Raw genomic sequence first — 13,055 nt, 5'->3', positions numbered from 1 at the left:
ACGTCTCCTCATTCGCCTGCAGATCCGCCGGGTCCTGGGACCGTATCCATCGCGGAGAGGGTGTCGGACGGTCGGCGCGAACTCGACACATCGAGGCGCGGGCCGGGCGCTCGAGAAGGGGTAGCGTCGACAGGTGCGATTCCCGTGGCGTTCCCGAGACAGCGAGCGACTGCCGCGGGACGTGCTCGTGCTGGGGGTCGTCGCCTTCTTCGTGATGCTGGGGTTCGGCGTCGTCGTGCCGGTGCTGCCGACCTACGTGCGCAGCTTCGGCGTCGACTACACGGCGGTCGGCGCGGTCGTCTCGGCGTTCGCGCTGATGCGGCTGGTCGCGAATCCGTTCGTGGGGCCGCTCGTCGACCGGTTCGGCGAGCGGGTCGTGCTCGCCGTCGGCATCGGCATCGTCGCGCTCTCCTCGGCGCTGGTCGGCTTCGCCTCCGACTACCCGCACCTCCTCCTGCTGCGCGGAGTCGGCGGCATCGGCTCCGCGATGTTCTCCGTCGCGGCGATGACGCTCCTCCTGCGCACCGCGAGCCCGGAGCGGCGCGGCCGCTCGATCGGCTTCTACCAGGGCGGTTTCCTGCTCGGCGGCATGGCGGGCCCCGCGGTGGGCGGCGTGCTCACGGCGATCTCGCTCACCGCCCCCTTCTTCTTCTACGCCGGCACGCTCGCGATCGCGGGGCTCGTCGGGCTGATCCTGCTGCAGCGGCCGGAGCGCGACGCGGCACCGTCCGCCGCGGCGAGGACGAAGCCGCTGCGCGAGGTGGCTCGCGACCGCCGGTACCAGAGCGCGGTGCTGGCGAACTTCGCCCTCGGCTGGTCGGCGATGGGCGTCCGCGCGACGCTCGTCCCCGTGCTCGTCGTCGAGGGGCTCGGCGGGCAGCCCGCCTGGACCGGCATCGCCTTCGCGATCGCCGCGGTGGTGCAGACGATCGCGCTAGCGCCCGCCGGCCGCTTCGTCGACACGGTCGGCCGGCGCCCGGCGCTGATCGGCGGATTCTCCGTCGCGGCGGTGGCGATGCTGGCGATGCCGTTCGTCTCGGAGCTGTGGCTGCTCGTCGTGCTGCTCTGCGTCTACGGAGCGGCGGCTGCCTTCATGGGAACGGCCCCGGGTGCGCTGGTCGGTGACGCCGCGGGCGAGCGCGGCGGCAAGCCGGTCTCGGTGTTCCAGGCCGCGTCCGACCTGGGCGGCGTGATCGGGCCGCTGCTCGCGGGCGCTCTCGCCGACGCCGCATCGCCGACCGCGGCCTTCGCCTCCGCCTTCGTGCTGCTGGCGGCGAGCGCGCTGCTCGGCCTGCGGATGCCGCGCTCGCGGATCGCCTAGCTGTTCCGCCCGCGGGCGTCGACGGGCCAGACGGAGCCGCCGCCGTCGCGGAGGAGGACGCGGTACTCGTCGGCCAGGTTCACCGCGACGCAGACGTGGTTCGGCGCGATCCGCACGCGTGTCCCCACCGGGAGGTCGACTCCGGTGATCGTCGCATGGTGCTCCGAGAGCACCGGGATGCGCGCCTCCGGGTGCTCCGGGAGGCGGCCGAAGCCGCTCGAGGCCGCGCCGCGGTCGGAGGAGAGCACCTTGCTGCCCGCGTCGGCGATCAGGTGGTCGCCGCGGCGGGACACGATCGTGGCGAGGACGGTGACGGCGATGTCCTCGGGCGTCATCGTGCCGATCTCCCACTGCTGGGCGTCGCCGAGGGCCGAGACCCCGGGGCGAAGCTCCGTGAGCACCGAGGAGTCGGCGAACGCGGCCGAGGGGGTCGAGCCTCCGCTGACCACGCGGGCCTCGACTCCGGACGCCGCGAGCGACGCGACCGACTCGGCGAGCGCGCGCGCCTCGTCGCGGGCGGCCGCCGCTCCGTTGCCGGCCGCGTAGCTGTGGCCGGGGAAGGTGAAGACGCCGGCGACGTCGAGCCCGGCCGAGACGGCGGCCGCGGCGATCGCGCCGGCTTCGGCGGGGAGCACGCCGCTGCGGTGGTGGCCGGAGTCGATCTCGACGACGACCTCGAGCCCCTCGCGCTCGGGCAGGGCCGCGGCCAGGCGCTCGGCCGACTCCGCCGAGTCGACGCCGACCCGCACGCGGGCGCTCGCGAGGACGTGGCGGAGCCGCCCGGCGCGCTCGGCGTCGAGCCAGAGCGGGTAGGCGATGAAGAGGTCGCGGATCCCTCCCGCGGCGAAGACCTCGGCCTCCGAGACGGTCGCGACGGTGAGGCCGACGGCCCCCGCGGCGAGCTGGCGCCGGGCGATCTCGAGCGACTTGTGCGTCTTCGCGTGGGGGCGGAGCGCCAGGCCCCGCTCGCGGGCAGCCGCGGCGACGGCGGCGATGTCGCGGTCGAGCACCGCCTCGTCGAGCACCAGCGCCGGAGTGGCGAGAGCGTCGAGCACGGCGGAGCGGGCGGAGGAGTCGGCGGCGGCGGTATCGACGGTCACGCGCCGAGCCTAGGCCGCACCACCGGCCCGCGTCCGGCCGTCACGGCGGCCTCGCGCCGGTCCGCCGCCGGTCATCGCGCCCCGAGGAAGGCCCCGCGGAGGGATCCCGTCGAGCACGACACCTCGTCGACCTCGGAGGCGGCCGCGCCGCTCCGACACCGTCTTCCGGATCGCCCACCTCTCCGCCGGGACGCTCGCGACGACGCTCCTGGGCTTCGGCGTCGTCGGGCAGAGCCCTCTCGTCCACTGACCGTTCATCCTCCGCGGGATGCGGGGAGGACCCCGGCGCTGCCAGGCTGAGCGGATGACTCCGCAGTCCTCCCGCCTCCGGCCCTTCGGCCCGTCCGGCGTTACCGTCACCCGGCTGACCCTCGGCACCTCCTGGCGCCCCGAGCGCGTCGCCGACCTCGACCGGGTGCCGGCCCTCGAGCGCGTCCTCGACTCCGACGCCGCCACCCGCGCCGTCTCCGTCGTCGACACGTCCAACGAGTACGCCGGCGGCCACAGCGAGCGCCTGATCGGCGAGGCCCTGCAGGCCCGCGGCGGCGTCCCCGAGGGGATCACCGTGGTCACCAAGCTCGACCGCGACCCGAGCACCGGCAGCTACTCGGCCGAGCGGATGCGCCGCAGCCTCGACGAGAGCCGCGAGCGCCTCGGTATGGACGTCCTCCCCCTGCTCTACCTGCACGACCCGGAGCGCATCTCGTACGACGAGGCCTTCGCCGAGGACGGCCCGGTCCGCGCGCTCGTCGCGATGAAGGAGGCGGGCGTCGCCCTCTCGATCGGGATCTCGGGCGGACCCGCGCCGATGCTGCGCCACTACGTCGACACCGGCCTGTTCGACGCCGTGATCACCCACAACCGCTTCACGCTCGTCGACCGCTCCTCCGAGGAGCTGATCGACGCGTCCGTCGACCGCGGCGTGATCGTGGTCAACGCGGCGGTCTACGGCGGAGGCGCCCTCGTGCGCTGGCCTGAGCCGGTCGCCTCCTACGCCTACCGGCCGGCGCCGCGCGAGATCGTCGACGCCGTCGCGGCGATGGGAGCGGCCTGCGAGCGGGCGGGCGTGCCGCTCGCCGCCGCCGCGCTGCAGTTCTCGACGCGCGACCCCCGCGTGACGACGACGGTCGTCGGCGCCACGTCCGCCGAGCACTACGACTCCTTCGTGGCCGACGACGCGCTCGAGATCCCCGACGCGCTGTTCGAGGAGCTGGAGTCGCTCGCTCCGCCGAGCACCGTCTGGCAGGACGCGCCCGGGTCGACCTGGCCGCGCTGATCCGGGCATAGCCGGGCTCTCCTCCCGGTTGGAGCACGTGACCCCCTCCGCGAGATGCCGCTGGCGTGCGCCCTCACCGGCGTATCGCGTACCGAAGCGGCGTTCCGCGGAGAAGCACGACAGGAGAGACATGACCGACACCGCCTTGTTCCAGCCGCTGACGCTCCGCTCGAGGACCGCCCGCAACCGCCTCTGGGCGGCACCGATGTGCCAGTACTCGGTGGAGGCGCAGGACGGCGTGCCCACCTCGTGGCACCTCGTGCACCTCGGCGGGCTCGCGCGCGGCGGATCGGGCGTCGTCATCGCGGAGGCCACCGCCGTCGTCCCCGAGGGGCGGATCAGCCCCTGGGACACCGGGCTGTGGAACGACGAGCAGCGCGACGCCTGGGCTCCGATCGTCGAGTTCGTGCACGGGCAGGGCGCGCTCGCCGGCGTGCAGCTCGCCCACGCGGGCCGGAAGGCGTCGACCTACCGCGAGTGGAGCGGACGCGGATCCGTGCCGCTGGAGGACGGCGGCTGGCCGACCGTCGCTCCCTCGGCCGTCGCGTTCGAGGGCTACGCGGAGCCGCGCGAGCTGGCCGCGGAGGAGCTGCCCGGCCTCGTCGAGGCGTTCCGCGCCTCCGCCCGCCGCGCCGCGGACGCCGGCTTCGACGTGATCGAGCTGCACGCCGCGCACGGGTACCTGCTCCACCAGTTCCTGTCGCCGCTCTCGAACACGCGCGAGGACTCCTACGGCGGCTCGCTCGAGAACCGGGCGCGCCTGCTGCTCGAGGTCGTCCGCGCGGTCCGCGCCGAGATCGGGGAGCTCGTGCTGCTGGTCCGCTTCTCCGCGACCGACTGGGCCGAGGGCGGCTGGACGCTGGAGGAGACGATCACCGTCTCGGAGTGGGCGCGCGCTGAGGGCGTGGACCTCTTCGACGTGTCGACCGGCGGACTCGTGCACGCCAGCATCCCGGTGGCGCCGCTCTACCAGGTGCCGTTCGCGCGCGACCTGCGGAAGGCGACCGGTGCACTGGTCGGCGCCGTGGGACTCATCACCACGGCGGAGCAGGCGGAGGGCGTGGTCGCGAACGGCGACGCCGACGTCGTGCTGCTCGCCCGCGAGCTGCTGCGCGACCCGAACGCTCCGGTGCGGATGGCGCACGAGCTCGGCGCGGACCTGCCGGTGCCCCCGCAGTACACCCGGGCCTGGCGCTGAGCCTTCAACCGCGAGATGCCACCTGTGCGCACGCCTCGTGGCGTGTCATGTGCACAAGTGGCATCTCGCGGAGGAGAGCGGTCGGGCTCCCCGGAGGAGAACGTCAGCTCTCGGAGGGCTCCTCGGGAGCGTCCTCCTCGGGGTTGAAGTGCGAGTCTCCGGAGACCCCCACCGCCAGCCCGTCCTCGGAGTGCGGGATGGTCTCGTCGTCGCCGAGACCGTTCGCCTTCTTCTCGCCCTCGGACGAGGTGGCTGCGTCGGTCACGGCTCAGGCCTCGACGTCGCCGCGCCAAGCACCGTCGGGGGTGCCCTGCTTCTCGATGTACTCCTTGAAGTTGTTCAGGTCCTTCTTCACGGCGTGGCTGCCGGCGCCGACGAGCGAGCCGAGCGTCTCGAGGAAGCCCTTGGGCTCCCAGTCGAGCTGCACGGTGACGCGGGTCTCGGTGTCGGAGAGCTTGTGGAAGGTGACGACGCCGGCGTGGTCGGTCTCGCCGCCGGTGCTGTTCCACGCGACGCGCTCGTCGGGGTGCTGCTCGGTGATGTTCGCCTCGAACTCGCGCTCGACGGGGCCGACCTTCACCTTCCAGACGGTGAGGGTGTCGGTGACCTGCTGGATCGACTCGACCTCGTCGAGGAAGCGCGGGAACTCCTCGAACTGGGTCCACTGGTTGTAGGCGACGGACACGGGGACGTTGACGTCGACGGTCTCGATGATCTGCGGCACGGTGGTGCTCCTTGCTGTCTCACTCGGTGTGCGGCGTTCCGCTGCTGCGGTCGTCACGCTCGACGTTAGGCGGGAGCCGCCTGGGAGCGCACCGGGTTGCGGACTGACCCGAACGTGGTAAGCGGAGGCGGTGCTGCGGTGCGCGCGCCGGGACGGCTCCGTCGGGTGCCGAGACGCCGCCGTGCGCGCCGGGACGTCCGCGGGAGGGCGGCGTCCGGACGGCACGGCGGCGTCTCGGGAGCGGCAGGCCGGAGCAGGCCGTGGTCAGCGGTCCTGCGGGTCCCCGCCGAGCTGGCCGATGGCGGGGAGGGGGCCGCCGTCGTCGGCGCCGGTGCGGCGCCAGCGGGCGATGGCGTTGCCCAGGTGGTAGATCACGAGGGCGGCGCCGGCGCCGAGGACGATGCCGCCGAGCTCGAAGCCGCCGGAGGAGAACGAGAAGCCGGCGATCGCGATCACGAGGGAGACCGCGGCGGTGTACTGGTTGACCGGGCGCGAGAAGTCGACGCGGTTGTCGATCCAGATCTTGATGCCGATCACGCCGATCAGGCCGTAGAGCGCGGTGGTGGCGCCGCCCAGGACTCCGGCCGGGATCGAGTTGAAGACGGCGCCGACCTTGGGCGAGAGGCTGAGCAGGATCGCGGTGACGCCGGCGACCCAGTAGGCGGCCGTCGAGTACACGTGGGTGGCCGCCATCACTCCGATGTTCTCGCCGTAGGTCGTGGTGCCGGAGCCGCCGAAGGCGCCGGAGAGGGTGGTCGCCACACCGTCCGCGATCAGGGCCCGGCCGGTGCTGGCGTTGGCGGAGGCGTCGGTCATCGTCGCGACGCCGCGGACGTGGCCGACGTTCTCGGCGATGAGGACGAGCACGACCGGCAGGAACATCGCGATGCCCGACCACGTGGATCCGGAGGCGAAGTCGGGGAAGGTGAACGGCGGCAGCCCGAACCAGTCGGCCGCACCGACCGCGGAGTAGTCGATCTCGTTCCGCAGCAGGGCGACGACGTAGCCGATGACCACGCCGAGGAAGATCGAGACGCGGCCGAGGAAGCCGCGGAGGAACACGCTCGACAGGATGATCGCGGCGAGCGTGATCGTCCCGGTGATCGGTGCCTGCTTGAAGCTGAGGTACGCGGTCGGAGCCAGGTTGAACCCGATCAGGGCCACGATCGCGCCGGCGACGACCGGCGGCATCAGCCTGTCGATCCAGCCGAGGCCGACGACCTGCACGAGGACGCCGACGGCGGCCAGGAGGAGGCCCACGGCGACGACTCCGGCGAGCGCCGACCCCGTCCCTCCGACGGCGGTCGCGGCCGTGACGGGCGCGATGAACGCGAAGCTCGAGCCGAGGTAGCTGGGGAGCCGGTTGCGCGTGATCAGGAGGAACAGCAGCGTCCCGACTCCGGAGAAGAGCAGGGTCGTGGCGACCGGGAACCCGGTGAGCACGGGCACGAGGAACGTCGCTCCGAACATGGCGACGACGTGCTGGATGCCGATGGCGATCGTGGCAGGCCAGGCGAGCCGCTCGCCGGGGGCGACGACGGCGCCGGGCTCGACGGTCCGGCCGTCTCCGTGCAGGGTCCAGATGGGCATGGGGCTCCTCGGCGGGGAAGGGAGGCGGGGGTCGACGTTCACAGTAGCGAGGGGTCTGGCCGTGCCGCGGCACCCGACCTACGATCGGGCCATGGACGGAGCGCGGCGTCTCGGCGAGGAGGAGTTCTCCGCGCACCTCGCCGAGCGGGTCGCGCGGATCCGCGGGTCGTTCGGCGACCTCCCGCTCTGGGCGGTCTCGGGCTGGAGCGGTCCGCGGCTGCTGGCGGAGTGGACGCTGACGGGCGGCCCCCGGGGGCTCTCGTTCCTCGCCGACGAGGCGGTCCCGGGCGGGCCGGGGCCCTCCGTCGAGATCCGCACGACCCTCGGCGATCCGCGGCACGACGTCGCGCTGCTCTGCTGCCGGGAGGAGGCGCCCGTCTCGTTCGTGCAGCCGGAGGCGCTGCCCGCCCCCACGCGGATCGCGGAGATCCCGGTCGACGGGGCTCCGGAGCCCTTCGAGGTCTGGGAGGGAGCCGGGGCCGTGCGCGCGGCCGCCTGGGTGCGCGGGCACGTCCTCACGCTGGAGTGCCGCGGAGTCGATCTGGACGCTCTCGCGCTGGACGAGGTGGACGACATCGAGCCGTTCGTGGCCGGCTGGCTGGAGTTCGTCGGCGCCTCGCGGCGTTGAGCGCCGACCCGCGCTCCCGCGCTGCTGGGAGAGCGCGGAGTCCCGCCCGGCGCGCCGGTGAAAGATGTGCGCCGATCCCGGACAGGAGGGAGCATGAGGCACATGCCAGCTCCCCTCGCGGGTCCCGACCGGTTCGCCGCGGTCGCCGCCGCGGTCGCCGATTCCGTCCGCCGCTACCTCTGGCGGCGCACCGACTCCGCCACCGCCGACGACGTGCTCGCCGCGACGCTCTCGGTGCTCTGGCGCCGCAGCGCCGACGTGCCCGAGGACGACCCGGTGCCGTGGGCGATCGGCGTCGCCCGGCTCCAGCTGCATAACGCCCGGCGGATGCAGCGCCGCCAGGTCATGCTCGCCCAGCGGATCGCGGTCGTCGATCCGCCCCAGGTGCAGATCGACGAGGGCGAGGCGTCGGGCGCGGAGGAGACCGTGCGCCTCGTGCTCGCCCGGATGCGCGAGCAGGACGCCGAGCTGCTGCGCCTCTGGGCGTGGGAGGAGCTCGACGTCCGCGGGATCGCCGCGGTCCTCGGAGTCACGGCGAACGCCGTCTCGATCCGCCTCCATCGCGCGCGGCGCCGCTTCGCCGAGCTCTACGACTCCACCGACCCGCACGCGCCCGAAGGGGGACTCCGATGACCGGAACCGACGACGAGGACGTCCGCCGCCTCCTCCGCACGGTCGACCCCGCGCGGAGCCTCCCCGCGCTCGACCGCGACGAGCTCGCCGAGCAGATCGCCGCCGCCACCGGCGAGGGTACGCGGACGGTGCACTCCCGCCGCCGCTCCCCCTGGCTGATCGTGGGAGTCGGCGCGCTGAGCGCCGGGGCCGCCGCCTCCCTCCTGCTGCCCTTCGCGCTCGGCGTGGGCGGGGGCAGCACCTCGACGCTGATCCTGCCGAGCACGGGCGGGCCGATGGCCGCGTGCTCGCCGGTGACGGTCGCCGCGCTGGCCCCTGCTCAGCTCGCGTTCCGGGCCGAGGTCCGCTCGATCGACGGGAGCACCGTCACCCTGCACGTGCTCGAGCGCTACGCGGGCGAGGTCGGCGACGGCGTCACAGTCACCCAGGGCAGGGAGACGGCGGTGGACGGGGCCCCCATCGTCTTCGAGACCGGGGTCGACTACCTGGTCGCGGCCGACGGCGACACGATCTTGACCTGCGGCCTCAGCGGCGAGAGCTCCCCCGAGCTCGCGGCGCTGTACCAGGAGGCGTTCTCGCGGCAGTAGGCGGAGGCGGGTAGCGGCCCGGGCGGGCGGTGGCAAGGGCCTCCCCGATCGGGGGGAGCGGCGCGCAGGCTGAGGCACGGGCTTCTCGGCCCTCCCCCTCCGGTCGCCCGGCGGCGCCCGCGGGCCCTCGGCGACACCGCCCCGCCCGCCCCGCAGGAGGCCCGCATGCCGGTGTTCCGGCTCCTCGAACCGCTCCACGCCGCCGGTGTCGCGCTCGCCGACCTCGCGAGCGATCGGCTCCGCCTCCACGGCGACGGCTCCGACGTCCGCATCACCGCGGTGACCGTCGCGCACACCGAAGCGGGCCCCGGCGCCCTCTTCGCCGCGCTCCCCGGGAGGAGGAGCCACGGGGCCCGGTTCGCGGCCGACGCGGCGGCGGCAGGAGCGGTCGCCGTGCTCACCGACGCGGGCGGGCTCGACGAGGCGCGCGCCTCCGGACTGCCCGTCCTCCTCAGCGACGACCCCCGCACCGCCCTCGGCCCGGTCGCCGCGCAGGTGTACGGCACGAGGAGCGGACCGGTGCTCCTCGGCGTGACCGGCACCAACGGCAAGACCAGCACCGTGCACCTCCTCGACGCGGTGCTCCGGCAGCTGGGCGTCGTCTCGGGGCTGAGCTCCACCGCCGAGCGCCGCAGCGCCGACCACGTGGTCGCCAGCCGCCTCACCACGCCCGAGGCCTCCGAGCTGCACGCGCTCCTGGCCCGGATGGCGGAGGACGGCGTCGAGGCGGCGGCCATCGAGGTCAGCGCCCAGGCGCTCGTGCGCTCCCGGATGGAGGGGATCGTGCTCGACGTCGCCGGGTTCACCAACCTCAGCCACGACCACCTCGACGACTTCGGCGACCTGGACGAGTACCTCCGCGCCAAGCAGCGCCTGTTCACGCCCGAGCGGAGCCGCCGCGGCGTCGTGGTCGTCGACACCGAGGCGGGGCGCCGGGTCGCCCGCGAGGCCTCCGTCCCGGTCGTGACGCTCTCCGCCGGAGACGGAGCCGACTGGCGGATCGACGTGCTCGAGACCGCGGTCGACCGCACCCGCTTCCGGCTCACCGCTCGCGACGGCTGGTCGACGACCACCTCCGTCCCGCTCCTCGGACGCCACATGGCCTCGAACGCGGCGCTCGCGCTGGTGATGCTGATCGAGGCGGGCCACGCGCGCGACCGGGTGGCCGCGGCGGTCGACTCCGGGATCGACGTCACCGTGCCCGGGCGGACGCTGCTCGTGTCCGGCGCCGACGGGCCGCGGGTCTTCCTCGACTTCTCGCACACCCCCGACTCGGTCGCGCGCACCGTCGACGCCCTCCGCGAGGTGACGCCCGGCCGCGTGCTCGTCCTCCTCGGCGCCGACGGCGACCGCGACCCGAGCAAGCGCGCGCCGATGGGCCGGGCCGCTGCCGAGCGCGCCGACCTGGTGATCGTCACCGACCACCACCCGCGCTTCGAGGACCCCGCGCGGATCCGCCGCGCCCTGGTCGACGGCGCCCGCCGCGTCGAGCGCTGCGAGGTGCTCGAGATCGCGGAGCCGGCCGACGCCGTCCGCGCCGCGCTGCACCGGGCCGGCCCGTCCGACTCCGTCCTCTGGGTCGGCCCCGGCGACACCGACTACCGCGTGGTCGGCGCCGACGACCTCCCCTACTCCCCCCGCGCCGACACGGCCCGCGCGCTGGCCGAGGCCGGCTGGAGCGTCGACCTGCTTGACTGACCGGGTGTTCTCGACCCTCCCGGTGCGCCGCGTGCAGGCCCGACCCGAGTACCCCGCCGACCTCGCGCGCTGGCCCGCGACGCTCGCGCCCGTGCGGCAGGTGCTGGCCGAGGGCTGGGATCTCGGCCAGGTGACGGTGATCACCGGCGAGAACGGCTCGGGCAAGTCGACGCTGCTCGAGGCGGTCGCCCTCGCCTACGGGCTGAACGCGGAGGGCGGATCCACGGGTGCGATGCACTCCTCCCGCGCCTCGGAGTCGGACCTGGCCGAGCACCTCCAGCTGGTCCGCGGGGCCGGGGCGTCCAAGCGCGGCTTCTTCCTCCGCGCCGAGACGATGCACGGCTTCTTCAGCTACCTGGAGGAGGTGGGGATCGACGGCGGGTACCACGAGCGGAGCCACGGCGAGTCGTTCCTCGACATCGTGGCGAACCGCTCCCGGATCAGCGGGCTGTGGCTCCTCGACGAGCCGGAGTCGGCCCTCTCGGTGTCGGGCTGCCTCGCCCTGATCGGGCAGCTGCGCGATCTGGTCGCCGGCGGCTCGCAGGTCGTCCTGTCCACGCACTCGCCGATCCTCGCGGCCCTCCCCGGAGCCGACCTCTACGAGCTCGACGAGACGGGCCTGCGCCCCTGCCGCTACGACGACCTCGACCTGGTGCGGACCTGGCGCGGCTTCCTCGACCAGCCGGCCCGCTTCCTGCGGCGGCTGGAGTAGGTCGGAGGGCGCTCGGCCGCGCCGGAACGGGCCGTTCGTGTTCACCACGAAGGGAAGTACGTCGGCAGGCAGTCCCGTTCTCGCGGATCCCGAGCCGCCAGGGCGAAAGTCTCCGCCGGCACGAGCACTGTCAGGCCGCGGAGGCCGCCGCCGGCCGGGCGACCCGGGGCGCCCAGCCCACCGCGATCGCGGCGCCGGCGAGCGCGAGCTGTCCGAGCGGCGGCAGGATCGCCGAGACCAGGGAGCCGTCGCCGCCGGAGGTGACGAAGGTGTCGGCGACCGACATCCCGAAGCCGAACCCGGCGAAGAAGCGGAAGACGACGGCGCCGGCGACCAGGGCGAGCATGAGCACCGCGATCCGCCGCGGAGTCAGCGGCGACCTCCGGCCGAGCAGGGCGCCGATCGTCACGACGATCGCGGCGGCCGTCCAGAACGCGGCCCACCCGGTGACCCAGATCGCGTGGGAGCCGAACTCGAAGCCGTCGCGCTCGGACATGGTCGCGTAGATCTCCGCCAGGGCCACGCCGGGGACCTTCGCCTGCGGATTCCAGACCAGCAGATCCACCGCGCCCACCACCGTGACGCCCGCCACGAGCGCGAGGCCCGCGAGGGCGACGGGGAGGCGCTGAGCGCGGGTCGCCGTCCGCGGTGCGAGGGCGATGGTCCGCGAGCCGCCGAGGACGATCGCCCCGCAGACGAGTCCGGCGAGGGAGACGGGCAGGCCGACGAGGGCGAGGGGTCCGGGGAGGAGGAGGCCGGCCGCGGTGAGCACCGGGCCGACGACGGCCGCGACCAGGGAGATCCGCGCGAGCACCGTGCGGGCCGACGCCGCGGCGCCGAGGAGGTGGACCGCGCCGAGGACCGCGACCGCGACGGCGGCGACGAGCACCGCGGTCTGCACGGCGCCGACGGCGGCCAGGGCGGTGTCGGAGGCGGCACCCGGCTCGGGGACGATCCCGCCGCCGGTCAGCGCGATGCCGCTGAGCATCAGCGCGGCCGCGGCGAAGAGCGCGAGTCCGCGGCGGGCGAGGCGGCGCGGGAGCGTGCCCCGCGCTTCGCCGGTGTGCGCGGGCAGGTCGCGGTCGACGCTCGCCAGCAGGGCGAGCGCTCCGAGGACGACGCCGCGCCGGGGCAGTCCCAGCTCGGCGGCGCCGGCCAGGTCGGCCCGCCACTCCTCGAGGTAGCGCTCCCGGGCGAGCGGGGGCAGGAGCAGCGACAGGAGCCGCAGGAGCGCGCTCATGCGGTCGCCTCCGCCGCTCGCGGCGCCGTCCGCGCGGTCGACCGCATCCGCTCGACGGCGGCCCGGGCTGCCGGGGCGCCCTCCGCGGTCAGCTCGTAGAGCCGGCGACGCGGGCCGCTCCGCTCGCTCGCGGCCTCCCACTCCGAGACCACCCAGCCCGCTCCCTCGAGCCGCTCCAGGATCGGATAGACGCTGCCCGCCGGTCGCCCGGTGGCCTTGATCACGACCATGCCCCAGGTCGGGCCGTCGGCATCGAGGAGGGTCCGGAGGACGTCCGCCGTGGCGGACGTGAGGCGAGGGAGTGGCTGCACACGGATGACGCTACCTATGTAGAGATAGCGGGGTCAA

The 13,055-nt window shown here is 74.6% G+C and carries 14 protein-coding genes; 8 read left to right on the top strand and 6 right to left on the bottom strand.

Annotated elements, in window-relative coordinates:
* The first annotated feature begins 133 nt into the window (after nucleotides 1-133).
* On the top strand, nucleotides 134-1,321 hold the full coding sequence (locus C5C69_RS01220; protein ID WP_258067478.1) for an MFS transporter: 1,188 nt from the start codon (nucleotides 134-136) through the stop codon (nucleotides 1,319-1,321).
* On the opposite strand, the gene C5C69_RS01215 is transcribed toward C5C69_RS01220, so the two are convergent.
* The gene (locus tag C5C69_RS01215) at nucleotides 1,318-2,421 is read right to left on the bottom strand and encodes an alanine racemase (RefSeq protein WP_258067476.1); all 1,104 of its coding nucleotides are present in this window, start codon (nucleotides 2,419-2,421) and stop codon (nucleotides 1,318-1,320) included. The genes C5C69_RS01220 and C5C69_RS01215 overlap by 4 nt on opposite strands.
* A 304-nt stretch (nucleotides 2,422-2,725) precedes the next feature.
* On the opposite strand from C5C69_RS01215, the gene C5C69_RS01210 reads away from it, so the two are divergent.
* A complete protein-coding gene (locus C5C69_RS01210; RefSeq protein ID WP_181126995.1) occupies nucleotides 2,726-3,697 on the top strand; it encodes an aldo/keto reductase in 972 nt (323 codons plus the stop codon).
* Between the two features lie 130 nt (nucleotides 3,698-3,827).
* Entirely contained in the window at nucleotides 3,828-4,895 is a 1,068-nt protein-coding gene (locus tag C5C69_RS01205) for an NADH:flavin oxidoreductase/NADH oxidase (RefSeq protein ID WP_104246991.1), read from the top strand.
* A gap of 103 nt (nucleotides 4,896-4,998) precedes the next feature.
* Here C5C69_RS01205 and C5C69_RS16810 read toward each other — a convergent pair whose 3' ends face one another.
* The 3 genes from C5C69_RS16810 to C5C69_RS01195 all read right to left on the bottom strand — a co-directional run bounded on the left by C5C69_RS16810 (nucleotide 4,999) and on the right by C5C69_RS01195 (nucleotide 7,209).
* Nucleotides 4,999-5,160, bottom strand: a complete 162-nt coding sequence (locus C5C69_RS16810) for a hypothetical protein (RefSeq protein WP_167299017.1) — start codon at nucleotides 5,158-5,160, stop codon at nucleotides 4,999-5,001.
* A 3-nt stretch (nucleotides 5,161-5,163) separates the two neighbouring features.
* Nucleotides 5,164-5,619 (bottom strand): SRPBCC family protein, encoded by a 456-nt coding sequence (locus tag C5C69_RS01200; protein ID WP_104224157.1) that lies wholly within the window; start codon nucleotides 5,617-5,619, stop codon nucleotides 5,164-5,166.
* Between the two features lie 264 nt (nucleotides 5,620-5,883).
* Nucleotides 5,884-7,209: a uracil-xanthine permease family protein gene (locus tag C5C69_RS01195; protein WP_104257121.1), complete on the bottom strand. Its 1,326-nt coding sequence runs from the start codon at nucleotides 7,207-7,209 to the stop codon at nucleotides 5,884-5,886.
* Nucleotides 7,210-7,300: 91 nt separating this feature from the next.
* On the opposite strand from C5C69_RS01195, the gene C5C69_RS01190 reads away from it, so the two are divergent.
* From C5C69_RS01190 to C5C69_RS01170, 5 genes are all read left to right on the top strand, one after another.
* Complete coding sequence (locus C5C69_RS01190; protein ID WP_104225957.1) at nucleotides 7,301-7,837, top strand: hypothetical protein; 537 nt, start codon at nucleotides 7,301-7,303, stop codon at nucleotides 7,835-7,837.
* 102 nt (nucleotides 7,838-7,939) lie between these two features.
* Nucleotides 7,940-8,470 carry an RNA polymerase sigma factor gene (locus tag C5C69_RS01185; protein ID WP_181126994.1) on the top strand — a complete coding sequence of 177 codons (531 nt, stop codon included), beginning with the start codon at nucleotides 7,940-7,942 and terminating at the stop codon, nucleotides 8,468-8,470.
* A complete protein-coding gene (locus C5C69_RS01180) occupies nucleotides 8,467-9,057 on the top strand; it encodes a hypothetical protein (RefSeq protein WP_104257119.1) in 591 nt (196 codons plus the stop codon). The genes C5C69_RS01185 and C5C69_RS01180 overlap by 4 nt, the downstream gene beginning before the upstream one ends.
* Nucleotides 9,058-9,222: 165 nt before the next feature.
* Nucleotides 9,223-10,755, top strand: coding sequence for a Mur ligase family protein (locus C5C69_RS01175; RefSeq protein WP_104257118.1), 1,533 nt, complete (start codon nucleotides 9,223-9,225; stop codon nucleotides 10,753-10,755).
* Nucleotides 10,756-10,759: 4 nt separating this feature from the next.
* A complete protein-coding gene (locus C5C69_RS01170; RefSeq protein WP_258067475.1) occupies nucleotides 10,760-11,467 on the top strand; it encodes an AAA family ATPase in 708 nt (235 codons plus the stop codon).
* Between the two features lie 130 nt (nucleotides 11,468-11,597).
* On the opposite strand, the gene C5C69_RS16805 is transcribed toward C5C69_RS01170, so the two are convergent.
* On the bottom strand, nucleotides 11,598-12,707 hold the full coding sequence (locus tag C5C69_RS16805) for a hypothetical protein (protein WP_181126993.1): 1,110 nt from the start codon (nucleotides 12,705-12,707) through the stop codon (nucleotides 11,598-11,600).
* The gene (locus C5C69_RS01160) at nucleotides 12,704-13,018 is read right to left on the bottom strand and encodes a PadR family transcriptional regulator (RefSeq protein WP_104249735.1); all 315 of its coding nucleotides are present in this window, start codon (nucleotides 13,016-13,018) and stop codon (nucleotides 12,704-12,706) included. Before C5C69_RS01160 ends, C5C69_RS16805 begins: the two co-directional genes overlap by 4 nt.
* Between the last annotated feature and the right edge of the window lie 37 nt (nucleotides 13,019-13,055).

Source organism: Rathayibacter sp. AY1C7, from assembly GCF_002931865.1.
In the GTDB taxonomy this organism is placed as follows: Bacteria; Actinomycetota; Actinomycetes; order Actinomycetales; family Microbacteriaceae; genus Rathayibacter.
The sequence above is the reverse complement of the archived record's forward strand: the minus strand, read 5'-3'. Positions and strand labels throughout refer to the sequence as shown.